Source organism: Pseudomonas sp. CAU 1711 (genome assembly GCF_039888625.1).
GTDB lineage: Bacteria > Pseudomonadota > Gammaproteobacteria > Pseudomonadales > Pseudomonadaceae > Aquipseudomonas.
On sequence record NZ_JBDQQT010000013.1, the window covers coordinates 56,999 to 78,705 of the forward strand.

General features: G+C 69.0%; 20 protein-coding genes. 18 read left to right on the forward strand and 2 right to left on the reverse strand.

What is annotated here, in order from left to right:
* Positions 1-51 precede the first annotated feature (51 nt).
* The 18 genes from AAFN46_RS15550 to AAFN46_RS15635 all read left to right on the forward strand — a co-directional run bounded on the left by AAFN46_RS15550 (position 52) and on the right by AAFN46_RS15635 (position 17,695).
* Positions 52-969 carry an MSHA biogenesis protein MshI gene (locus tag AAFN46_RS15550; protein WP_347809602.1) on the forward strand — a complete coding sequence of 306 codons (918 nt, stop codon included), beginning with the start codon at positions 52-54 and terminating at the stop codon, positions 967-969.
* Positions 969-1,577, forward strand: coding sequence for a PilN domain-containing protein (locus AAFN46_RS15555; RefSeq protein WP_347809603.1), 609 nt, complete (start codon positions 969-971; stop codon positions 1,575-1,577). The genes AAFN46_RS15550 and AAFN46_RS15555 overlap by 1 nt, the downstream gene beginning before the upstream one ends.
* Positions 1,570-2,241, forward strand: coding sequence for an MSHA biogenesis protein MshJ (locus AAFN46_RS15560; RefSeq protein ID WP_347809604.1), 672 nt, complete (start codon positions 1,570-1,572; stop codon positions 2,239-2,241). Before AAFN46_RS15555 ends, AAFN46_RS15560 begins: the two co-directional genes overlap by 8 nt.
* Positions 2,234-2,548, forward strand: a complete 315-nt coding sequence (locus tag AAFN46_RS15565; protein WP_347809605.1) for a Type II secretory pathway component — start codon at positions 2,234-2,236, stop codon at positions 2,546-2,548. Before AAFN46_RS15560 ends, AAFN46_RS15565 begins: the two co-directional genes overlap by 8 nt.
* Before the next feature lie 5 nt (positions 2,549-2,553).
* The gene (locus AAFN46_RS15570) at positions 2,554-4,149 is read left to right on the forward strand and encodes a secretin N-terminal domain-containing protein (protein ID WP_347809606.1); all 1,596 of its coding nucleotides are present in this window, start codon (positions 2,554-2,556) and stop codon (positions 4,147-4,149) included.
* A 4-nt stretch (positions 4,150-4,153) separates the two neighbouring features.
* Positions 4,154-5,086: an AAA family ATPase gene (locus tag AAFN46_RS15575; protein WP_347809607.1), complete on the forward strand. Its 933-nt coding sequence runs from the start codon at positions 4,154-4,156 to the stop codon at positions 5,084-5,086.
* Positions 5,083-6,441: a tetratricopeptide repeat protein gene (locus AAFN46_RS15580; RefSeq protein WP_347809608.1), complete on the forward strand. Its 1,359-nt coding sequence runs from the start codon at positions 5,083-5,085 to the stop codon at positions 6,439-6,441. The genes AAFN46_RS15575 and AAFN46_RS15580 overlap by 4 nt, the downstream gene beginning before the upstream one ends.
* Positions 6,438-8,165: a GspE/PulE family protein gene (locus AAFN46_RS15585; protein ID WP_347809609.1), complete on the forward strand. Its 1,728-nt coding sequence runs from the start codon at positions 6,438-6,440 to the stop codon at positions 8,163-8,165. The genes AAFN46_RS15580 and AAFN46_RS15585 overlap by 4 nt, the downstream gene beginning before the upstream one ends.
* A gap of 151 nt (positions 8,166-8,316) precedes the next feature.
* Positions 8,317-9,552, forward strand: coding sequence for a type II secretion system F family protein (locus AAFN46_RS15590; protein ID WP_347809610.1), 1,236 nt, complete (start codon positions 8,317-8,319; stop codon positions 9,550-9,552).
* Positions 9,549-10,067 (forward strand): hypothetical protein, encoded by a 519-nt coding sequence (locus AAFN46_RS15595; RefSeq protein ID WP_347809611.1) that lies wholly within the window; start codon positions 9,549-9,551, stop codon positions 10,065-10,067. The genes AAFN46_RS15590 and AAFN46_RS15595 overlap by 4 nt, the downstream gene beginning before the upstream one ends.
* A 17-nt stretch (positions 10,068-10,084) precedes the next feature.
* Positions 10,085-10,618 carry a prepilin-type N-terminal cleavage/methylation domain-containing protein gene (locus AAFN46_RS15600; RefSeq protein WP_347809612.1) on the forward strand — a complete coding sequence of 178 codons (534 nt, stop codon included), beginning with the start codon at positions 10,085-10,087 and terminating at the stop codon, positions 10,616-10,618.
* Positions 10,619-10,638: 20 nt separating this feature from the next.
* Complete coding sequence (locus AAFN46_RS15605; RefSeq protein WP_347809613.1) at positions 10,639-11,109, forward strand: prepilin-type N-terminal cleavage/methylation domain-containing protein; 471 nt, start codon at positions 10,639-10,641, stop codon at positions 11,107-11,109.
* Positions 11,110-11,112: 3 nt separating this feature from the next.
* The gene (locus tag AAFN46_RS15610) at positions 11,113-11,544 is read left to right on the forward strand and encodes a type II secretion system protein (RefSeq protein ID WP_347809614.1); all 432 of its coding nucleotides are present in this window, start codon (positions 11,113-11,115) and stop codon (positions 11,542-11,544) included.
* Entirely contained in the window at positions 11,541-11,996 is a 456-nt protein-coding gene (locus AAFN46_RS15615; RefSeq protein WP_347809615.1) for a prepilin-type N-terminal cleavage/methylation domain-containing protein, read from the forward strand. The genes AAFN46_RS15610 and AAFN46_RS15615 overlap by 4 nt, the downstream gene beginning before the upstream one ends.
* Positions 11,996-12,856: a type II secretion system protein gene (locus tag AAFN46_RS15620; RefSeq protein ID WP_347809616.1), complete on the forward strand. Its 861-nt coding sequence runs from the start codon at positions 11,996-11,998 to the stop codon at positions 12,854-12,856. Before AAFN46_RS15615 ends, AAFN46_RS15620 begins: the two co-directional genes overlap by 1 nt.
* Positions 12,837-13,268 (forward strand): hypothetical protein, encoded by a 432-nt coding sequence (locus tag AAFN46_RS15625; RefSeq protein ID WP_347809617.1) that lies wholly within the window; start codon positions 12,837-12,839, stop codon positions 13,266-13,268. Before AAFN46_RS15620 ends, AAFN46_RS15625 begins: the two co-directional genes overlap by 20 nt.
* Positions 13,265-16,672 (forward strand): LamG domain-containing protein, encoded by a 3,408-nt coding sequence (locus AAFN46_RS15630; RefSeq protein ID WP_347809618.1) that lies wholly within the window; start codon positions 13,265-13,267, stop codon positions 16,670-16,672. Before AAFN46_RS15625 ends, AAFN46_RS15630 begins: the two co-directional genes overlap by 4 nt.
* Positions 16,673-16,948: 276 nt before the next feature.
* Positions 16,949-17,695, forward strand: a complete 747-nt coding sequence (locus AAFN46_RS15635; protein ID WP_347809619.1) for a transporter substrate-binding domain-containing protein — start codon at positions 16,949-16,951, stop codon at positions 17,693-17,695.
* Between the two features lie 6 nt (positions 17,696-17,701).
* Here the strand turns inward: AAFN46_RS15635 and dbpA are convergent, their stop codons facing one another.
* Entirely contained in the window at positions 17,702-19,075 is a 1,374-nt protein-coding gene (gene dbpA / locus AAFN46_RS15640; protein WP_347809620.1) for an ATP-dependent RNA helicase DbpA, read from the reverse strand.
* 94 nt (positions 19,076-19,169) lie between these two features.
* A complete protein-coding gene (locus tag AAFN46_RS15645) occupies positions 19,170-21,590 on the reverse strand; it encodes a penicillin-binding protein 1A (RefSeq protein WP_347809621.1) in 2,421 nt (806 codons plus the stop codon).
* Between the last annotated feature and the right edge of the window lie 117 nt (positions 21,591-21,707).

A 21,707-nucleotide genomic window follows, 5' to 3' on the forward strand; every position in this document is an offset into this window, starting at 1 on the left:
CCGCCGCAAACCGCCCGAGAAGAGGCGGCAGGGCAGGGGAGTTGGCAGCCGATGTGGTTCGCTAGAAAAAATAGAAAAAACGCGGACGGCCTGCTGGGCATCGAAACCGGTCCGGAAGGCATAGCCCTGGCACGGGTGCAGCGCGTGCCCGGCGAGGCGCCGCGCCTGCTCGACTGCCTGTTCCGCGAGGCCGCCCCGGCCGCGCAGCCGGCCCTGCTCAAGAGCCTGGTGAGCGAGCATGGCCTGGCCGGCATGCCGGTCAACCTGGTGCTGCACCCGGCCACCTATCAGATGCTCCTGCTCGATGCCCCCGAGGTGCCCGCCGAGGAGTTGCGCGACGCCATGCGCTGGCGGGTCAAGGACCTGATCGCCGAGCCGCTCGAGCAGGTGGTGGTGGATGCCTTCTGCCTGCCCGGCGATGCCTATCGCGGCCGTTCGCGCATGGCCTATTGCGCCGTGTTGAGCAAGGCGCGCATGCGCGCCTGGCGCGATCTGCACGAGCAGGCCGGCCTGCAGTTGCAGAGTATCGATGTCACCGAGATGGCCTTCCGCAACCTCGGCCTGCTGGCCGGCGCCGAGGGCATGAACGTCGCCCTGCTGCGCCTGCGCTCCAGCGAGGGGTTGATCTGCGTGCAGAACGGCGCCGACCTGTACATGGCGCGGCGCATCGAGCAGGGCCTGGACCGGGCCGCTAGCGACTACGCGGGGGTGACCCTGGAGATCCAGCGCTCGCTGGACTATTTCGAGAGCCAGCTGGGCAAGGGCTATATCAATCGCCTGCTGCTGCTGCCGGCCAAGCGCGACGGCGAGGCGCTCCTGCAGGCGCTGGGCGCCGGGCTGGCGGTGCAGTTGCAGGAGCTGGGGCTGCCCGAGCTGTTTCCAGGCCAGGCCAGCGCCGAGCTGAGCCGGGCCGAGCAGGCCTACTGCATGGCGGCCGTCGGCGCGGCCCTGCGTCAGGAGGCGCCCTGATGCAGAACATCAACCTCTATCAGGTCAGGCGAGCGCGTCGCGCGGGCCCGCGGCCGGCGCAGATGCTGCTCGGCCTCGGCCTGCTCTTGGCGCTGTGCCTGTTGCATGGCGCCTGGCTGGGTTGGCAGCTGCACCGCGGCGCGCAGGACCTGGCCCGGGCCGAGGCGCAGGCCCAGGCGCGGGAGACCCACCTGGCGGCGGCCCAGGCCGGCTTCGTCGAGCCGCAGCTGGACGCGCGCCTGCCCGCCGAGCTGGCCGAGCGCGAGGCGGCCAATCGCCAGCTGCAGCGCCTGATCGACTACCTCGATGCCCTGGCCGGGCAGCAGCGCGGCGGCTTCGTCGCGCCGCTCTCCGCCCTGGCCGAGCATCACCCGCAGGGCCGTCTGTGGCTCACTGCCATTCACCTGAGCGAGGGTGGCAGCCAGTTGCGCCTGCAGGGGCGCAGTCAGAGTCGCGAACTGCTACCGCAATACCTCGAGGCTCTGGGCCGCAGCCCGCAGTTCAAGGGTCGCCAGTTCGCCCGCCTGGATGTCGAGCGTGGCGAGGATCGGCTGCTCGCGTTCGACCTGTCCTCGCGCCCCGCCGAACAGGAGAAGGCCGATGAATGACTGGCTGCGCCGCTGGCTCGGCATGGCGCCGCGCGAGCAATGGCTGACCTACGGAGCCGGCCTGGCCCTGCTCGGCATGCTCTACCTGCTGTTGCTCGGCGACCCGCTGGGCGCGCGCCTGGCGCGCCAGCAGGCCGCCATCAAGCTGGCCGAGGGCCGCGTCGCCGAGGCCGACAGCGGCCTGGCCGAGCTGCAGGCCAGGCTGGCCGCCGACCCCAACATTCCCTACCGCAGCGCCCTGCTGGCCGCCGCCAGCAGTCGCGACGAGCTGCTCGAGCGGATCGACAGCGGCACCGCCGAACTGGTCAGCCCGGAACAGATGAAGGCGGTGCTGCAGAGCCTGCTGAGCGACCAGCAGGGGCTCGGCCTGGTCGGCATGCGCAGCTTTAGCGAGGCGGTCGAGCTGCAGGCCGACAAGCCGAGCGATGCCGCCGCCAAGCCGCTCGCCGAGGCACCGGTGACCCTCTATCGGCACGGCCTGGAGCTGCAGCTGGAAGGCGGCTACTTCGATCTGCTCAACTACCTGCAGGCGGTGCAGGGCAGCGGCTGGCGGCTGAACTGGGACAGCCTCGATTACCGGGTTGGCGAAGCGGGGCCCGCGCGGGCGCAGATTCGCCTGAAACTCTTCACCTTGAGCCGCAAGGCGGGATGGGTCGGTGTCTAGAACCTTGCTCCTCGGCCTCTGCCTGGCCAGCGCCCTGGCGCAGGCCGCGGTCGATCCGACCCAGCCGCCGGCCGACCTGCTGCCGCCGGCCGGCGCCGGCGAGGCGCCGGCCAGCCACAACCTGCAGGCCATCCTGCGCGGCGCCCAGGGCAGCCGCGCGGTGATCGACGGCCACAGCCTGCGCGTCGGCGAGCAACACGCCGGCCTGCGCGTGTTGGCCATCCACCCGCATTCCGTATTGATCGAACGCCAGGGGCGGCAGGAACTGCTGCGCCTGACCGAACCCGTTGTGAAGCCGAGCCGATGATGCCGATGACTCCGAACCTGCCGAAACAAGGCCTGCTGCTGGGCCTGGCCTGCCTGCTCAGCGCCTGCCAGACCTTCATCGATGGCGATCAGCAGCTCTACGAGCAGAGCGGCAAGCTGCTCGACGAGAGCCTGCAGCAGGCCCAGAGCAGTGCCAAGGTGACGCCGCCGCCGGCCGTGCAGGCGGCCCTGCTGCCGCCGCTGACCGGCGCCGCCGGCTTCGCCAGCGGACCGCGCTTCGATGTGTCGGCCAAGGACATGCCGGCAAGCGATTTCTTCCTCAGCCTGATGGACGGCGCCGGGCAGAACCTGGTGGTGCACCCCGAGGTGAGCGGCAACATCACTTTCAGCCTGCGCCGGGTGACCCTGGAGGAAGTGCTGGCGGCGGTGCGCGACAGCTATGGCTACGACTACCGGCGCACCAGCTACGGCTACCAGATACTGCCGAACAAGCTGGTGACCCGCAGCTACGACCTCAACTACCTCAACCTGCAGCGCGAGGGCGAGTCGGACACCCGGGTCAGCTCCGGCCAGGTGGAGACCAGCGACAGCTCCAGCAGCAGCTCGAACAACGGCGGCACCAGCAGCGACCGCTCGGTGACCACCCTCAACGCGAGCAAGGTGGTGACCAGCAGCAAGGTCGACTTCTGGCGCGAGGTCGAAGGCGTGGTCCGCGCCCTGGTCGGCGACGAGCAGGGCAACAGCGTGGTGGTCAACCCGCAGGCCAGCCTGCTGGTGGTGCGCGCCAGCAGCGCCGATCAGGAGAACGTGGTGCGCTTCCTCGAGCAGGCCCAGCGCAACCTGCAGCGCCAGGTGATACTGGAGACCAAGATCCTCGAGGTGCAGCTCAACGACGGCTTCCAGGCCGGCATCAGCTGGGAGAAGATCGGTGGCGACGTCAGCGGCGGCATCGCGGGCGCCGAGCTCAGCGGCCCCAACGGTATCGACGGCGTTTTCAGCACGGCGCTCAGTTTCGGCGACTTCAGCGGGCTGATCCAGCTGTTGCAGACCCAGGGTGAGGTGCGCGTGCTGTCCAGCCCGCGCATCTCCACGCTGAACAACCAGAAGGCGGTGATCAAGGTCGGCACCGACGAGTTCTTCGTCACCGAGGTGTCATCCAGCACCACCGCCACGGCCGCCGGCATCAGCGAGCCGAGCCAGGACATCACCCTGACCCCGTTCTTCTCCGGCATCTCGCTGGACGTGACGCCGCAGATCGACCAGCACGACGTGGTGACCCTGCACGTGCGGCCGACGGTGAGCCGCGTGCGCGACCAGAACAAGACCATAGTCCTGGGCGAGGACAACGTGTTCAACCTGCCGCTGGCGCTGTCCACCTCGCGCCAGTCCGACTCCATAGTGCGTGCCCGCAGCGGCCAGGTGGTGGTGATCGGCGGCCTGCTGCAGAACAACAACGAGAACACCGATGCCGAAGTGCCCTGGGCCAGCACCCTGCCGCTGGTCGGCAACCTGTTCAAGCAGCAGCGCAAGGCCCTGCAGAAGAGCGAGCTGGTCATCCTGATGCGCCCGCAGGTGGTCAGCGACGAGGTCTGGCTCGACGAGATCCGGCGCAGCGCGGAAAGCTTCAAGGAACTGAGGTAAGGTGATGTACGAGGCCTTCTTCGGCCTGCGCGAGAAACCCTTCGCGCTGACCCCCAACACCGGCTTCCTGGTGCAGCTGGCGCCCTATCAGGCCTGCCTCAACCTGCTGCGGGTGGCCCTCGGCGAGGGCGAGGGCTTCATCAAGGTGACCGGCGAGGTCGGCACCGGCAAGACCCTGCTGTGCCGCGCCCTGCTCAACGAACTCGAGGGCGAGCGCTACCAGCTGGCCTACCTGCCCAACCCGGGCATGAGCCCGGTGGGCCTGCGCCAGGCCCTGGCCCGCGAGCTGCTGATCGAGGATATCGAGGAGCTGGACGCCCAGGGCGTGCTCGATGCTCTGCATGGCCGGCTGATCCAGCTGGCCGCCGAGGGGCGCAGCACCGTGCTGCTGATCGACGAGGCCCAGGCCCTGCCGACCGCGACCCTGGAGGCCCTGCGCCTGCTGACCAACCTGGAGACCGAGCAGGCCAAGCTGCTGCAGGTGGTGCTGTTCGGCCAGCCCGAGCTGGATGCCACCCTGGCCCGCGACGAGTTCCGCCAGCTGCGCCAGCGCATCACCTTTTCCTACCGCTTGCGCCCGCTCGACGTGAAGGACTGCACCCGCTACCTCAACGAACGCCTGGCGGTGGCCGGCTACCGCGGCGAGCCGCTGTTCGCCCCGCGTGCCATCCGCCGCCTGGTGCGTGGCAGTGGCGGCATCCCACGGTTGATCAATATCCTCGCGCACAAGGCGCTGATGGTGGCCTTTGGCGAGGGCCGCCGGCAGGTGAACGCCAGCCACGTGCGCCGCGCCCAGCTGGACACCGAGGGTGCCCAGCCCTTCCTGGCCCGACGCCCGCTCTGGCTGGGCTGGGGCCTGGCGGCGGTGAGCCTGTCGCTGCTGGCGCTGGTCGGTGTTTGGCCCTGGCTCGGCCAGTGGCGGGAGCTGCTGCCATGAGCCTGGTCAACGACATGCTGCGCGATCTGGAGCAGCGCCGCGCTGCGCCCGGCGAGCGCCTGGCCCTGGAGGGCCTGCACGCGGTGGACGAGGCCGCCGCGGCCCGCCGCGAGTGGCTGGAGCGCATGCGTCGCGGCTCGATCTGGTTCATGGCGGTGATGCTGCTCGCCCTGCTGATCGGCCTGATGATCGGGCGGGTGGTCAACGGCCAGATCCCCTGGGGCGGCGTGTTCCCCGGCAAGCCGGTCGAGGCGCCCGCCGCACCCGTGGCGAGCCCGCCGCGCCTGCTCGAGGTGCTGCCGCAGCACGACGCCCGCGGCCTGACCCTGCAGCTGCTGCTGGAGCGCTCGGCGCCCTACCAGCGCACCGAGGAGAGCGGCGCGGTCAGCCTGCGCCTGCCCGGCGTGCAGATGGCCGGCGAGCCCCAGTCCGGCCGCGTGCAGCGCGACGGGCGCAGCCTGTCCTGGCGGGTCGAGAACCAGGGCGATGCCGTGCAGGTGTTGCTGGTCGGCCTGGCCGGGGCGCTGCAGGTCAACGACCGCCTGGAGCCGGCGGGCGACCGCTGGCTGCTGTGGGTCGAGGTGCCGCTGGGCGAAGCGGCCGTGGCGGATGAGGCGCCGTCGCCGTTCGAGCCGTTGCCGGCCGCCGAAGCGGCCGGCGAGCCCAGCGGCGAACCCGCCATGCCGGCCTGGGTCACCGCCCGGGTGCCTGCCGCCGATGCCCCGGCTCCGGTGGAGGAGAAGGCCAGCGAGCCGGCGCCGCGGCCGCAGGTGAGGATTCAGCCCCATCGCCCGGACGAGCTGGCGCAGGCGCGCCAGGCCGTCGCTGGCGGCGACTACGCCAGGGCCATCGGCCTGCTGGAAGAGCTGCAGCGCAGTCGCGGGGGCGACCCCGAGGTGCTGCGCTGGCTGGCCCGCGCCTACCTGGCCAACGGCCAGCAGCAACGCTTGCTGAGCTGGCTGCCGGCGCAGCTCGAAGAGTTGCCGCACGACAGCGAGTTGCGCCTGCTGCTGGCGCGCGCCCGGCTGCAGGCCGGCGATACCCGAGGCGCGGTGGCGACCCTGCAGGCCAATGCCCCGGCGCTGGCCCGCGAGCCGACCTATCACGCCCTGCTGGCCGCCAGCTACCAGCAGACCGGGCAATGGGCCGAGAGCGCCGCCCTGTACCGCCAGCTGATCGCCCTGCGCCCTAGCCAGTCCACCTGGCAGCTAGGCCTGGGCATCGCCCTGGAGCAGCTCGACCAGCCGGGCGAGGCGGCCCGGCACTATCGCCTGGCCCTCAAGGGCTCGGGCCTGGATGACAGCGCGCGGCAGTTCGCCAGCGAACGCGCCGCCGCCCTCGGAGGTGGCCGATGAACGAAGACATACGCCAGGGCCAGCGCAAGATCCGCCTGGGCGACCTGCTGATCCAGGCCGGGCTGCTCAGCGACGCCCAGCTGCAACTGGCCCTGCAGGAACAGAAGCGCACCGGCTCCAAGCTCGGCCGCACGGTGATCGACCTGGGCTTCGTCAACGAGGTCAGGCTGCTCACCGCGCTGTCCGAGCAGCTGAAGATTCCCTTCATCGAGCTCAAGCACTTCAAGTTCGACCAGCAGCTGGTGCAGAGCCTGCCGGAGGCCATGGCCCGGCGCTTCCGCGCCATCGTGCTGTCGCGCGAGGGCGGCGGCCTGCTGGTCGGCATGTCCGACCCGCTCGACCTGTTCGCCCAGGACGAGATGGAGCGCATCCTCAAGACCCGCGTGCAGCCGGCGGTGGTGCGCGAGGCCGAGCTGCTGGCCACCCTCGATCTGGTCTACCGGCGCACCAGCGAGATCGCCTCGATCGCCGGCGAGCTGGAAGGCGAGCTGCAGGACAGCGACTTCGACCTGGCCAAGCTGGGCGCCGACAACGTCAGCGACGCGCCGGTGGTGCGCCTGCTGCAGACCCTGTTCGAGGACGCCGTGCAGATGAAGGCCTCGGACATTCACATCGAGCCGGACGAGGGCGTGGTGCGCATCCGCCAGCGCATCGACGGCGTGCTCAGCGAGCAGGTGATGAAGGAGCAGCGCATCGCCTCGGCGCTGGTCATGCGCCTGAAGATCATGTCCGGCCTGGACATCTCCGAGAAGCGCCTGCCGCAGGACGGCCGCTTCAACATCCGGGTGAAGAACCGCAACATCGACGTGCGCGTGTCGACCATGCCGGTGCAGTTCGGCGAGTCGGTGGTGATGCGCCTGCTCGACCAGAGCGCCGGCATCGCCAGCCTGGACGCCGGCGGCATGCCGGCGGACATGCTGGCGCGCTTCCGCCGCCTGCTGCAGCGGCCCTACGGCATGCTGCTGGTCACCGGCCCCACCGGCTCGGGCAAGACCACCACCCTGTACGCCGGGCTGGCCGAGCTGAACAGCCCGGAGAAGAAGATCATCACCGTGGAGGACCCGGTCGAGTACCGCCTGCCGCGGATCAACCAGGTGCAGGTCAACGCCAAGATCGACCTGACCTTCGCCCGCGTGCTGCGTGCCGCCCTGCGTCAGGACCCGGACATAGTGCTGATCGGCGAGATGCGCGACCAGGAGACCGCCGAGATCGGCCTGCGCGCCGCCTTGACCGGCCACCTAGTGCTGTCCACCCTGCACACCAACGACGCCCTGACCTCGGCCATGCGCCTGATCGACATGGGCGCCGAGCCCTTCCTGGTGGCCACCTCGCTTAACGCCGTGCTGGCCCAGCGCCTGGTGCGGCGGGTGTGCGAGAACTGCATGCAGGAGCACCAGCCCGAGCCGCAGCAGCTGGCCTGGCTGGAGGGCCTGCACGGCGCCCCGCTGGCCGGGCGTGCCTTCAAGCGCGGTGGCGGCTGCCACCAGTGCCACAACAGCGGCTATTCCGGGCGCCTGGGCGTGTTCGAGCTGCTGGAAATGGACGAGGCCATGGTCGCCGCCCTGCGTCGCAACGACCCGCAGGGCTTCGCCGAGGCGGCCAAGGCCAGCGCGCACTATCGGCCGCTGGCCGCCTGCGCGCTGGACTACGCGCTGGCCGGGATGACCAGCGTCGAGGAGGTGCTCAAGGTCTGCGCCACCCTCACCGACGAGGCGCTGGTGTGATAAGCGGACTGTGGGCTGTTGTTCCCTCTTTGGGCAGAGGGCGCGCCTGTAGCCCGGATGCAATCCGGGGCTGGAGCAGTCCGCATCCCCGCGCCGCCGGCCATACCCTCACCCCCAGCCCCTCTCCCGAGGGGAGAGGGGAGCGTTGGCCATGAGTCAGTTCCGCTATACCGGGCGCGACGCCCAGGGCGGCAAGGTCGCCGGCACCCTGCAGGGCAGCAGCAGCGACGGCGTGGCCAGCGAACTGCTGGCGCAGCAGATCACCCCGCTGACCATCGAGGAACAGGCCGAGCAGGACGGCGCGGACCTGCTCGCCACGCTCGGGGAGAAGCTGCGGCGCAAGCGCGTCGACCTCGACGAACTGATCATCTTCTGCCGCCAGATGTACAGCCTGAGCAAGGCCGGGGTGCCGATCATCCGCGCCATCGGCGGTCTGGCCGAGTCGCATCGCAACCTGTATTTCCGAGAGGTGCTGCAGGATGTGCGCAGCGACCTGGAGGGCGGCCTGAGCATGGCCGTGGCGCTCAATGGCCACCCCAGGGTGTTCGGCACCCTGTTCGTCAGCATGGTCAGCGTCGGCGAGAACACCGGCCAGCTCGACCAGGCCTTCCGCCAGCTGTCCGGCTATCTGGAGCTGGAGCGCGAGACGCGCAAGCGCATCAAGCAGGCCACCCGCTACCCGCTGTTCGTGCTGGCGGCCATGGCGGTGGCGCTGGTGGTGATCAACCTGCTGGTGATCCCGGCCTTCGCCAAGGTGTTCGAGCAGTTCAAGGCCGACCTGCCCTGGCCGACCCAGGTGCTGATCGGCACCTCGCAGTTCTTCCAGGACTTCTGGTGGCTGCTGCTGGCGCTGGCCGGCGGCGGCCTGTACGCCTTCTTCAAGTGGAGCGCGAGCGACGCCGGCGCGCTCAAGTGGGACGCCATCAAGCTGCGCCTGCCCATAGTCGGCGGCATCTTCGAGCGCATCGCCCTGGCCCGTTTCACCCGCACCTTCGCCATGATGTACAAGGCCGGCGTGCCGCTGCTGCAGACCCTGTCGATCAACAGCGCCAGCGTCGGCAACCGGCATATCGGCCAGGCCATCCTCGGCATGCGCGAGGGTGTCGAGCGCGGCGAGGCGCTGACCCGTACCGCCTCGGCCAGCGGCCTGTTCACCCCGCTGGTGCTGCAGATGATGGCGGTGGGCGAGGAGACCGGCGCGCTGGACGACCTGTTCGTCGAGGTGGCGGACTTCTACGAACAGGAAGTGGACTACGACCTCAAGCAGCTGGCCGACGCCATCGAGCCGATCCTGATCGTGGCCATGGGCGTGATGGTGCTGATTCTCGCCCTCGGCGTGTTCCTGCCGATGTGGGAGCTGGCCTCGGTGGCCAAGGGCGGCGCGTGAGCCCAGACTACCAGGTCGACTACTGGGTGCGCCGCGCGCGCCAGCTGGGCTGGGGCCTGGGCCTGGCGATGCTGCTGGCCCTGGTGCTGGCGCTGGGCTGGAAGATCGCCCGGGTCAGCGAGGCGCGGGCCATGGACGCCACCCGCCAGCATCTGGCCGCCAGCCTGAGTAGCCTGGCGGCCGAGCGAGTGGCCAAGGACCGGGCGCTGGACGAGGCTTGGCGCAGCAAGAATCCGTTCGTCCTGCTGCGCTGGCGGCAGGACAACTACTGCGGCGAGCTGGCCGCGGGCGACGAACCACGGGCCGGCTGCTGGTACTGGCTGCCACACCAGGCCTGGGTGCTGTACCGGCCGAGGTTCGCCGACGGATGGACGAAGCGGGGGAGTGGCGTGCATGCCTGGCGGCTGCAGGCGATTCCCGCGGCGCCGTCGACTGCGTCACAATCGACGCACGGTCGCTTTGCCCTGGAGCTGTCGGCGGTATCCGCCGCCGAGCTCACCGCGCTGGGACTTTGACTGATAGAGGAAAACCGATGAGCAAGAGTAGTAAAGGCTTTACCCTGATCGAGCTGGTGGTGGTGATCGTGATCCTCGGCGTCCTCGCCGCGGTGGCGCTGCCGCGCTTCATGAGCGCCACCAAGGATGCGCATGAGGCCGCGGTCAAGGGCACCGCCGGCGCCCTGGCCTCCGCCGTGCTGCTGGCACGCTCGCAATACGAGCTGAACCGCAACGGCGGCAGCAGTGGCTGCTCCGGCGGCAACTGCCAGATCGACGTGCAGGGCTTCGGCAATAACAGCGTCGACGTCAACGCCAACGGCTGGCCCATCGGCACCGGCGCCAGCGGTACCCCGGCGGCCACCACCGTGATGAGCGGCGACACCTGCAACGAGGTGTTCCGCAATGTGCTGCAGGGCTCGGCCCCGAGCGTGGGCACCGCGGCCGGCAGCGTCGACTATGTGACCACTGCGGCGGGCACCGTCTGTACCTTCACCTATCAGGCGGACGGCGGCGACGACTCCATCACCTACAACGCCAATACCGGCGAAGTGACCAACACCTTCAACTGATCCCGCGAGGATACGGCAGTATGAGAAAGCAACAAGGCGGCTTCACCCTGATCGAGCTGATCATGGTTATCGTGATTCTGGGCATTCTGGCGGCCTTTGCGCTGCCGCGATTTGCCGATCTGGGTGGCGATGCACGCAAGGCTTCACTTAATGGGCTGGCTGGGTCGCTTAAATCCGCGGCCGCGATTGCACGTTCTGCTCAATTGGCGAAAGGAGCCACACTGGGTGCCGCTGTCGATCTGGATGGTGCTTCCATCGCGATGGTAAACGGATACCCGCAAGCTCTTGCTGCAGGAGGCATTACCTCCGCCGCTGGTGTTGATACCACCTCCTATACCCCCAGCGGTGGTGCTGCGACCGGCGGTTCGACCGTCACCTATACCATTCGCACCAACTGCACCGTTACCTACACCGCAGCTACTGCGGCAACCGATAACACTGCTCCTATTACAGCGGCTCCAGTAGTCGTGGTTAATGACGGCGGTTGCTAAACCATGCGCGGCTTTACCCTGGTCGAGCTAACGATGGTCATAGTGATCATCGGCATACTCGCCGCCGTGGTGGGGCCGCGTTTCTTCGATAGAAGGGTGTTCGACGAGCGCCTGTACTACGAGGAGGCCCTGGCCGCCGTGCGCTACGGGCAGAAGCTGGCGGTGGCCAGCGGCTGCCTGATCCAGGTCAGCCTGGATGGCGCCGGCTACCGCCTGCGCCGCGCCGACAACTGCACTTCCGGTGGCTACACCAGCGAAGTACAGGGGCCGGATGGCCAGACACCCTTCGCCGCGCCGCTGCCCAATGGCGTGGGCATCGCGGCGAGCACTTTCCCGGTGGTATTCGATTCGCTCGGCCGGCCCTCGGCCGCGGCGAGTGCCACCCTCGGCGCCTTCACCATCAGCGTGAGCGCCGGAACCGGCCTGGTGCAATGAGGCGCCAGGCCGGCATGACCCTGGTCGAGTTGGTGATCACTATCGTGATCATCGGCATCGCCGCCGCCGCGCTGTTTAGTGCTCAGGCAGCCATAGTCGGGCGCTCGGCCGATCCGCTGCTGCGCCAGCAGAGCCTGGCCATCGCCGAGGCCTATCTGGAAGAGATACTGCTGCAGCCCTTTGTCGACAGCGGCGGCGCCGTCTGCCCGGCGCCGCCGGCCAGCCGCGCCAGCTTCGACAATGTCTGCGACTACCACGGCCTGAACGACAACGGCGCCCGCGATGCCCGTGGCCAGGCCATCGCTGCCCTGGCCAGCTACCGCGTGCAGGTGGCCGTCACGCCGCAGGCCTGGGCCGGCCTGGCGGCCAGCGACGCGCTGCTGGTGCGGGTGACGGTCACCGACCCGGCCGGCCAGCAATTGCAGCTCGACGGCTACAGGGCGCGTTACTGATGCGGTGCGCGCGCGGCTTCACCCTGGTCGAGCTGGTGATGGTCATCGCCCTGGCCGGGCTGGTGGGGGTGATGATCAGCACCGTGCTGTCGCGGCCCATGGAGGGCTTCGTCGGCCAGAGCCGGCGCGCCGAGCTGGTCGATATCGCCGCCGGTGCCCTGCAGCGCATGAGCCGCGACGTGCGCCTGGCCGTGCCCAACTCCCTGCGCGTTTCCGCCGATGGCCAGGCGATGGAGCTGCTGCTGATCCATAGCGCGGCACGTTACCGGCCCAATCGAATCGGTGATCAGGGCCTGCGCTTCTCCAGCGAGGCCGCCGGTACCTGCAACAGCGCAACCCAGGGCGGGCGCTGCGACAGCCTGCAGGTGCTGGACCCGGCCCTCAACCCGGCCGGCGCGCGCTGGCTGGTGCTGTACAACACCGGGGCGGCGGGCAGCGATGTGTGGGCGCCGGGCAATCCGGGTTCGATCACGCCGACCGGCACCACGTTCGCCACAGTGGCCGGGGCGCCGGCGGGGGAGAGCCATGTCGCCCTGGGCAACCTGCCGGCCGGCGGCTTCCGCTTCGCCTTCGCCTCGCCGCAGCGGCGCCTGTACCTGGCCGAGACAGTGGTCGGCTACCGCTGCCAGGGCGGTCAGCTGCTGCGCTACAGCTACAACGATCTGCTGCCCGTGCTGCCGGCCACGCCGCCGGCCGGCTCCAGCCCGCAGCCGGTGGCGCGCAACGTGGCCAGCTGCAATTTCGCCTATCAGTCCGGCAGCACCCAGCGCGCCGGGCTGCTGACCCTCAGCCTGGGCATCGCCGAGGCCGGGGAAAACCTGCAACTGCTGCAACAGGTCCATGTCGACAATGCGCCCTGAGCCGACGCTGCGCCGCGAAACCGGCTTCGGCCTGGTGGCCGCGCTGTTCCTGATCATAGTGGTGACCCTGCTGGTGGTCGCCATGGCCCGCCTGTCCAGTGTCCAGCACGGCAGCACCAGCCTGGCCATCCAGCAGGCGCGCGCCTACCAGGCGGCCCGCGCCGGGCTGGAGTGGGGCATCAGCCGTGCCTTCAATGCCGGCGCCTGCGCCGCCGGCAACCCGAGCCTGGCGGGCAGCGGCCTGGCCGAGTTCGCCGTCGGCGTCGCCTGCAGCGTCAGCAGCTATACCGATGACGATGGCAGTCTGGTGCAGATCTACCGCATCACCGCCACCGCGCAGAACGGCACGCCGGCCGGCCGGCCGGACTATGCCTATCGTCAACTGAGCGCCACGGTGGAGCGTCGACCATGAGGCTGTTGCGGGGGCGGTTCCGGCTTGGCTGCTTCGGTGTGCTGGTCTGCCTGCTGCTGGCGTGCGGGCAGGCACAGGCCGCCACCTATGCCTTCCAGTCCACCAGCTTCGCCTGGGAGACGGCCAACACCGATGTGGTCTGGGACCAGACCCAGACCGCCTATCCGCGCGACGACGACAAGCAGCTGATCAATATCGGCTTCACCTTCAATTTCGCTGGGGTCGACTACACCCAGGTGCGAGTGCATGCCAACGGCGCGCTGCAGTTCGGCGCCGATACCCAGTTCCACCGCCAATACACCAATACCGACCTGCCGGTGACCACCGCGCCACCCAACTGCAGCGGCTGCACCGCCGGCAGCCCGGCGGACCGGCTGCTGCTGGTGTACTGGGACGACATCAACCCGCGCCTGGGCGGCACGGTGCGCTACCAGACCAAGGGCAGCGCGCCGAACCGCCGGCTGGTGGTGTCCTGGGACGCGGTGCCGCACTACAACTTCGGCGGCGCCTACAGCTTCCAGGTGATCCTCCACGAGTCGGGGGACATCGTGTACCAGTACGGCACCGGCAACGCCAGCGGGGTCAGCGCCACCATCGGCGTCGAGGTCTCCGACAGCGATTTCACCCTGTACTCCTTCAATACCAGCTACAGCTATGCCGGCACGGCGATCCGCTGGTTCAGGCCCACCGGCGAGCCGAACCGCCTGGCCGAATACCGCTTCGAGGAAGGCGTGCTGGACGGCACGGTCAACGAGGTGTTCGACTGGTCGGGCAACGGCTACTTCGGCCAGGCCATCGGTCCGGCCGCTGCCGAGCCGGACGGCTATGTCTGTCGCGGGGTGAACATTCCGCGCAACACCGATGCCAGCATCGCGGCGATCAACAGCAATATCGACGTCGACGCGACCATCGGCAACAGCGGCAGCATTTCCTTCTGGTACCGCTCCGACGTCGCCTGGAGTGCCCACGACCAGCAGCTGCTCGACGCCACCACGCAGAACAATCGCTGGTTCTTCCTGGTCAAGCGGCAGGGGCGCACCCTGCGCTTCGTGATGAGCGACAGCGCCGGCACCCATGCCATCGCCGAGACGCCGGCGCAGATGGTGTCGGCCAGGACCTGGAAGCACATCACGGTGACCTGGCGCTTCGCCGCCGGGACCAACCAGACGGTGCTGCGCATCTACGTCGACGGCACCCAGGCGGTGGTGACCCAGACCACCACCAACGGCACTCTGGCGAGCAGCCTGGGTACCCTCTACATCGGCGACAACCGCAGCGGCGTGGTCGGCCAGAACGGCACCCTGAACTCGGCCAACGGCATCTTCGACAGCGTGCGGGTCTACAACCACGAGATCAGCAACGCCGCCGTGGTGCAGGACATGCTGGCCACCCACAGCTGCGTGGTCTTCGACCATATCCGCATCCTCCACGACGGCGAGGGGCTCACCTGCAGCCCCGAGAGCGTCACCCTGCAGGCCTGCTTCGACAGCCTGTGCAGCAGCCTGTACAGCGGCAGCGTGACCACTACCCTGCAGGCCAACGGGGTAGCCGTCGGCAGCCTCACCTTCAGTGGCGGTAGCGGCAGCCTGTCGTTCAGCCAGCGCACTCCGGCGAGCCTGACGCTGAGCGCCACCGGCACCAGCCCGCCACCGTCCGCCGGCTCGAGCTGCCGGCTCGGCAGCTCGAGCAGTTGCCAGATGAACTTCGTCGACAGCGGCTTCGTGCTGCAGGTGCCGACCCTGCTGGCGGCCAAGCCTGCTGCGGCGACCCTGCGCGCGGTGAAGAAGGCCGACAGCAGCCAGGCCTGCGTGCCGGGCTTCGCCAGCGTTAGCCGCACGGTCAATTTCACCGCGGGCTATGTCGACCCGGCCAGCGGAAGCCGCTCGTTGCAGGTCAACGGTGCCGGCGTCGGCGCCGCGCCGGTGCCGCTGACCCTGGCCTTCGACAGCAGCGGCACGGCGCCGCTGACCGTGCGCTACGACGATGCCGGGCTCATGACGCTTGCCGCGAACTACAGTGGCAGCGCCGGCACCGGCGACGCCGGGCTGGTCATGAGCGGTTCCACCCAGTTCCTCAGCAAACCCTATGGGCTGTGCCTGGAGACCGATTCGACCTGCACCCTGGCCGGGGTAAGCGGCAGTTGCACGAAGTTCAGGGCGGCGGGCGACAGCTTCCCGCTGCGCATCCGCGCGGTGGGCTGGGAGAGTGACGGCGAGCCCCTGACGGCCGCGGCGCTGTGCACGGGCAATATCACCACGCCGAACTTTCAGCTGGGCAACATCGCCCTCGGCCACAGCCTGCAGGCGCCCTCGCCGGGTGTCGCCGGCAGCCTGGCGCCAACTACCTACGCCCATGTCCTGGGCGACCAGACCACGGCCACCGGCATTCTTTCCGAAGTGGGCGTGTTCCGCTTGAGCGCCACGCCGCCGGTGAACGGCTACTTCGGCGAGTCGGTCGGCGGCGGCGAGAGTGGGCTGATCGGGCGCCTCATCCCCGCCTACCTCTCCGCCAGCGGCGATGCCAGCCTGGCCCCGGCCTGCGGCGCCTTCAGCTACCAGGGCCAGCCTATCCCCTTCGCCGCCGGCCGCGAGTCGTCGCTGACGGTGACCGCGCGTAACCGCACCGGAGGCGTGACGCAGAACTACGACCGCGGCGCCTTCTGGCGCCTGGCCGCGCCGGCGGCGGGTGCCTATGCCTCCAGCACGGGCGTGGCGGCCCTCGATGCCGCGGGGCGCCTCTCTGCCAGCGGCACGGCGAGCCTGGCCACGCAGGGGGCCGACGATGGCGATGGTGCGCGCGTCTACCGCTGGAGCGGCCAGACCCTGAGTTACACGGTCGGCGTGCCAGGCCCAAGCGAGCTGCCCTTCACCGCCCGGGTGCGGCAGAGTTTCGCGGCGGCGAGCCTGACCGATGCGGACGGCGCCTGCCAGGGTAGCGGCAGCGGCTGCGAGGACTATGCCTACGATTTCGCCCAGGCCCCCGGCAGCGAAGTGCGTCTCGGCCGCCTGCGCATCGGCAATGCCCACGGTTCCGAGCTGCAGGCCCTGGAGCTGCCGCTGTACCTGGAAAGCTGGCAGAACGTCGCCGGCGGGGCATTCCTGACCGAGGGGATGGACACCTGCACCGTGTTGGGCGCGCCTGCACTGGATCAGTACACCGGCAATCTGGCGGCGGGCGAGACTTCGCCTACCCTGAGCGGGCCGCTGGCGGGTAGCGGCAGCCTGTCGCTCAGTGCGCCCGGGGCCGGTAACGACGGTTCGCTGCAGGTCAGCTTCCCCAGTTCTCCGGCCTGGCTGCAGTATCCCTGGGATGGCGCCACTCGCCAGCTGGCGCGGGGCCTGGCCAGTTTCGGCATCTACAAGGGCGCGGCGCCGCTGATCTTCCGCCGCGAGCTGTACCGCTGAAACGCAGAAGGGCCGCATATGCGGCCCTTCTGCTAGGGGTGTAAAAGAGGGGATTCCCCGGCCTGCCTGTACCAAGGTCCCCAAAACCGGAGATGTCAGATACTAAGCAGGAGGTATGCCAGTTTTATTACGGCGCCGTGGGTGACGGGCGGCACAGATAGGCCGGCCTGCCGGCGCGGGGTGCGAACTGGCCTGCGCCGCGCCGCCGGACGGTCGCCCGGGTGGCTTCGTGCGGGGCTAGTCTGAAAGCCAGTCCCTCGTAGTCGGAAGTCGGGCATGGGTGCTTTGCGTGGTGCGCTGCTGTTGATCGCCCTGTTTCTGGGAGGGGCGGTCATGGCCGAGCATCTGCGCCTGGCGGGGGACTCCTGGCCACCTTTCACCGATGAGCGACTGGCCAATGGCGGCCTGGCCGTGGACCTGGTCAGCACCGCCCTGCGCCGTGGCGGGCATACCACCGAATATGTCGAGGTGCCCTGGGCCCGGGTATTGCGCGGGCTGCAGCAGGGCGACTACGACGTGATAGTGGCGGCCTGGTACAGCGCCGAGCGCACCCGTTACGGCCTGTTCTCCGAGCCCTATCTGGTCAATCGCATCCGTTTCCTGCGCCGCGCCGGCATGCCGATCGAATTCACCGGCCTCGACAGCCTGCTCCCGTACAGCATCGCCGTGGTGCGCGGCTACAGCTACGACGCGGCCTTCGACGCAGCGCAGCAGCTGAGCAAGGTGCCGGTGCTGGAGTTCGCCATGGGCGCGCGCATGCTGGCGGCCGGCCGGGTGCAGCTGACCCTGGAGGACGAGCTGGTGGCGCAGCATCACCTCAACCGCGACCTGCAGGAGATTCGCAACTCGGTGGAGTTCGTCGCGACGCCGCTGAGCGAGAACGGGCTGCACATCCTGGTGCGGCGCAGCCATCCATTGCATCAGCAGCTGGTGCACGACTTCAATCGCGGCATGGCCGCGATGCGGGCGGACGGCAGCTATGCCCGCATCTATCGGCGCCACGGCCTGGAGCCCGGCGACTGATATCTCTCAGAGCATGCGTACCTTGACCGCACGGCCCTTGATCCTGCCGCTCTGCAGGCGCTGCAGGGCCTGCCGGGCGATGGCGCGATCCACCGCTACATAGGCCTGGAAGTCGAAGATGGCGATCTTGCCGACCTGGTCGCCGGGAATGCCGGCCTCGCCGGTCAGGGCGCCGAGGATGTCGCCGGGGCGCAGCTTGTCCTTGCGTCCGGCGGCCAGGCACAGGCTGTGCATCGGCGGCAGCAGCGCCTCGCCCTTGTCCTTCAGTTCGCCGAGCAGCTGCCAGGTCAGCGGCGCGCCCTGCAGTTCCTCGATGGCCTGGGCGCGATAGGCCTCGGCCGGGGTGACCAGCGACAGGGCCAGGCCCTTCTCGCCGGCGCGGCCGCTGCGGCCGATGCGGTGCACGTGCACCTGGACATCGCGGGCCAGCTCGACGTTGATCACCAGCTCCAGGCCGGCCACGTCCAGGCCGCGGGCGGCCACGTCGGTGGCCACCAGCACGCTGAGGCTGCGGTTGGCGAACAGAGTCAGCACCTGGTCGCGCTCGCGCTGCTCCAGGTCACCGTGCAGGGCGGCGGCGGATATTTTCTCCGCCTCCAGCGCCGCGGCCAGTTCGTCGCACTGCTGGCGGGTGGCGCAGAAGGTCAGCGCCGGCTGCTTGCGGAAGTGCCGCAGCAGGCGGATCACCGCCTCCAGGCGCTGCTTCGGCTCGATTTCGTAGAAGCGCTGCTCGATCTGCTCGTCGTCGTGCAGGGCCTCGACCTGTACCCGCTCCGGTTCGCGCAGGAAGCGTGCGGCCAGTTGCTCGATGCCCGGCGGGTAGGTGGCGGAGAACAGCAGGGTCTGGCGCCGCGCCGGGGTCTGTTCGATGACCTCGGCGATGCTGTCGAAGAAACCCATGTCGAGCATGCGGTCGGCTTCGTCCAGCACCAGGCAGTTGAGACCGTCGAGCTTGAGGCTGCCCTTACGCAGGTGTTCCTGGATGCGCCCCGGGGTGCCGACGACGATGTGCGCGCCGTGCTCCAGCGAGCCGATCTGCGGGCCCAGCGGCACGCCGCCGCAGAGGGTGAGGATCTTGATGTTGTCGGCGGCACGGGCCAGGCGGCGCAGCTCCTTGGTCACCTGGTCGGCCAGCTCGCGGGTCGGGCACAGCACCAGCGCCTGGCAGCCGAAGAAGCGCGGATTGAGCGGATGCAGCAGGCCGATGCCGAAGGCGGCGGTCTTGCCGCTACCGGTCTTGGCCTGGGCGATCAGGTCGCGGCCCTTGAGGATCAGCGGCAGGCTGGCGGCCTGGATAGGCGTCATCTCGGCGTAGCCGAGGGTGGCGAGGTTGTCGCGCATGGCGGCGGACAGCGGCAGGGAGGCGAAGGCGGTGGTCACGGCGAGGGCCTGCAGGGAGAGTGGCGCGCATTGTAGCAGGGCCCTGCCGGTGGGGTTCTGCGCTGCTCGGCCGCGGAGCAGCGCAGGCGCCCGGTCAGAACAGGTCGAAAGGCGCCGCCTCGTCCGCGGGCAGCGGGCTGCCGGGGATGCCGAGCAGGGGGTCCAGCTCGCTCATCGGTGGCGGCGAGTCCTCGCTCTTGAACAGCTCGAAGTAGGCGTCCGGTGCGCCGGGCGAGGCGGCGCGGCCGCTCACCGGGTCGATGCGCAGGCTGAGCAGCCCGGCCGGCTCAGGCGGCAGATGCTCGGGCTTGTCCTTGAGCGCAGCGCCCATGTAGCTCATCCAGATCGGCAGGGCCACGGTGCCGCCGTATTCGTGGCGGCCTAGGCTCACCGGCTGATCGAAGCCGACCCAGACGGTGGTCATGTAGTCGGCGTTGTAGCCGGAGAACCAGCTGTCCTTGGACTCGTTGGTGGTGCCGGTCTTGCCCGCCAGGTCGCCGCGGCCCATGGCCAGGGCGCGGCGCCCGGTGCCGCGCTTGATCACGTCCTGCAGCATGCTGGTCATGATGTAGGCGGTGCGCTCGTCGAGGATCTGCTCGGCAACGATCGGCTGCTGCACTTCGGCATTGGGCTCCTCGAGCCGCAGCGTGGCGCCCTGCTCTTCGACCAGTTGGGCGCTCTGCGGCGTGCGTGGCGGGTTGGCGATGAACAGGGGCTTGCCGTCGCGGCTGTCGATGCGCTCGACCAGGTAGGGCTGGATCTTGTAGCCGCCATTGGCGAAGGCGCTCCAGCCGCCGGCGATCTCCAGCGGCGTGAGGCCGGCGGTGCCCAGGGCCAGCGACAGGTTGCGCGGCAGGTCCTGGCGGTTGAAGCCGAAGGCACTGATGTAGTCCAGGGCGTAGTCGATGCCGATGGTTTGCAACAGGCGGATCGACACCAGGTTGCGCGACTTGTACAGGGCCTCGCGCATGCGAATCGGGCCGAGGAAGGTGTTGTTGTCGTTCTTCGGTCGCCAGGCCTCCTCCATGCCGGCCTCCTGGAACACTATGGGCGCGTCGTTGACCAGGCTGGCGGCGGTGAAGCCGCTGTCCAGCGCGGCGGCATAGATGAAGGGCTTGAAGCTGGAGCCGGGCTGGCGCTTGGCCTGAGCGGCGCGGTTGTAGTTGCTTTGTTCGAAGGAGAAGCCGCCGACCAGAGCGCGGATCGCACCGTTCTGCGGGTCCAGCGAGACCAGGGCGCTCTGCGCCGCCGGGACCTGGCGCAGCAGCAGGGCCTGGTTCTCGGCGTCCACCTCGACGCGCACCAGATCGCCGATCTGCACGACATCGGCCGGCTGTCGCGGGCGTGGGCCGAGGCTGTTGGTGTTGAGGAAGGGGCGAGCCCACTTCATGCTGTCCCAGGCCACCGGCTGCTCCTCGCCGTTGCGCAGCAGCACCATGATGCCGCTCTTTTCCACCTGAGTGACGATGGCCGGCTGCAGGCCGCCGATGCTTCTGTGCTTGGCCAGCTCCGCCAGCCAGGCCTCGCGGGTCAGCCCGGGCAGGCGGGTCTCCGGGCCGCGATAGCCGTGGCGCTGGTCATAGGCGATCAGGCCGTCGTGCAGCGCGCGGTTGGCTGCCTCCTGCAGTGCCGCCGGCACCGTGGTGGTGACGCGGAAGCCCTCGGTATAGGCCTCGCTGCCATAGCGACCGACCATCTCGGCGCGGGCCATCTCGGCGATGTAGGGCGCGTTCAGTTCCACCGGCTGGACGTGGTGGCGAGCATCGATCGGCTCGGCCAGAGCTGCCTCGTAGCGGGCCTGGTCGATGGCGCCGAGCTTGTGCATGCGACCGAGGATCCAGTCGCGCCGCTCCTTGCTGCGCTGCGGGTTGACCAGCGGGTTGTAGCGCGACGGCGCCTTGGGCAGGCCGGCGATCATGGCCAGCTGGCCGAGGCTGAGCTCGCGGATCGACTTGCCGTAGTAGACCTGGGCCGCCGCCTCGATGCCGTAGGCGCGGTTGCCCAGGTAGATCTTGTTGACGTACAGCTCGAGGATCTCGTCCTTGCTCAGCTCCCGCTCGATCTGCAGGGCCAGGAGGATCTCGTTGATCTTGCGCGAGAAGCTGCGCTCGCTGGTGAGGAAGAAGTTCTTCGCCACCTGCATGGTGATGGTGCTGCCCCCGGTCTGGATGTGCCCGCCGCTGGCCAATAACTGCGTAGCAGCGCGCATCAGGCTGGTGAAGTCGACGCCATAATGGTTGGCGAAATTGTCGTCTTCTGCCGCCAGCAGGGCGCGGATGAAATCCGTGGGTATCTCCTCGAAGCGGATGGGCGAGCGGCGCATTTCGCCGAACTCGGAAATCAGCTTGCCATCATGGCTGTAGACCCGCAGAGGGATCTGCAGCTGGATGCTGCGCAGCGACTCGACGGAAGGGAGACCGGGGCTAAGATAGAGGAAGGCGCCGCTGAAACTGAGGATCAGACCACAAAAAACGGCGACGAAGGACCACCATGCAAACTTCAGCAAACGCATCAAGGTTCGTGGAATTCCAGATAAAAGAATGGGTTAAGTGTTACGCAGTGCGCAAAGGGGAAAACTGTTCACATTATAAGCGGTTTTTTTGCAGGGGAGCCATTTGCGCTTCTGTCAAGA

What these genes read in the sequence shown, in the direction of transcription:
- AAFN46_RS15550 (WP_347809602.1), top strand. Translation starts at nt 52, where the DNA reads ATGTGGTTCGCTAGAAAAAATAGAAAAAACGCGGACGGCCTGCTGGGC.
- AAFN46_RS15555 (WP_347809603.1), top strand. Translation starts at nt 969, where the DNA reads ATGCAGAACATCAACCTCTATCAGGTCAGGCGAGCGCGTCGCGCGGGC.
- AAFN46_RS15560 (WP_347809604.1), top strand. Translation starts at nt 1,570, where the DNA reads ATGAATGACTGGCTGCGCCGCTGGCTCGGCATGGCGCCGCGCGAGCAA.
- AAFN46_RS15570 (WP_347809606.1), top strand. Translation starts at nt 2,554, where the DNA reads ATGACTCCGAACCTGCCGAAACAAGGCCTGCTGCTGGGCCTGGCCTGC.
- AAFN46_RS15575 (WP_347809607.1), top strand. Translation starts at nt 4,154, where the DNA reads ATGTACGAGGCCTTCTTCGGCCTGCGCGAGAAACCCTTCGCGCTGACC.
- AAFN46_RS15580 (WP_347809608.1), top strand. Translation starts at nt 5,083, where the DNA reads ATGAGCCTGGTCAACGACATGCTGCGCGATCTGGAGCAGCGCCGCGCT.
- AAFN46_RS15585 (WP_347809609.1), top strand. Translation starts at nt 6,438, where the DNA reads ATGAACGAAGACATACGCCAGGGCCAGCGCAAGATCCGCCTGGGCGAC.
- AAFN46_RS15590 (WP_347809610.1), top strand. Translation starts at nt 8,317, where the DNA reads ATGAGTCAGTTCCGCTATACCGGGCGCGACGCCCAGGGCGGCAAGGTC.
- AAFN46_RS15600 (WP_347809612.1), top strand. Translation starts at nt 10,085, where the DNA reads ATGAGCAAGAGTAGTAAAGGCTTTACCCTGATCGAGCTGGTGGTGGTG.
- AAFN46_RS15605 (WP_347809613.1), top strand. Translation starts at nt 10,639, where the DNA reads ATGAGAAAGCAACAAGGCGGCTTCACCCTGATCGAGCTGATCATGGTT.
- AAFN46_RS15610 (WP_347809614.1), top strand. Translation starts at nt 11,113, where the DNA reads ATGCGCGGCTTTACCCTGGTCGAGCTAACGATGGTCATAGTGATCATC.
- AAFN46_RS15615 (WP_347809615.1), top strand. Translation starts at nt 11,541, where the DNA reads ATGAGGCGCCAGGCCGGCATGACCCTGGTCGAGTTGGTGATCACTATC.
- AAFN46_RS15620 (WP_347809616.1), top strand. Translation starts at nt 11,996, where the DNA reads ATGCGGTGCGCGCGCGGCTTCACCCTGGTCGAGCTGGTGATGGTCATC.
- AAFN46_RS15625 (WP_347809617.1), top strand. Translation starts at nt 12,837, where the DNA reads ATGTCGACAATGCGCCCTGAGCCGACGCTGCGCCGCGAAACCGGCTTC.
- AAFN46_RS15630 (WP_347809618.1), top strand. Translation starts at nt 13,265, where the DNA reads ATGAGGCTGTTGCGGGGGCGGTTCCGGCTTGGCTGCTTCGGTGTGCTG.
- AAFN46_RS15635 (WP_347809619.1), top strand. Translation starts at nt 16,949, where the DNA reads ATGGGTGCTTTGCGTGGTGCGCTGCTGTTGATCGCCCTGTTTCTGGGA.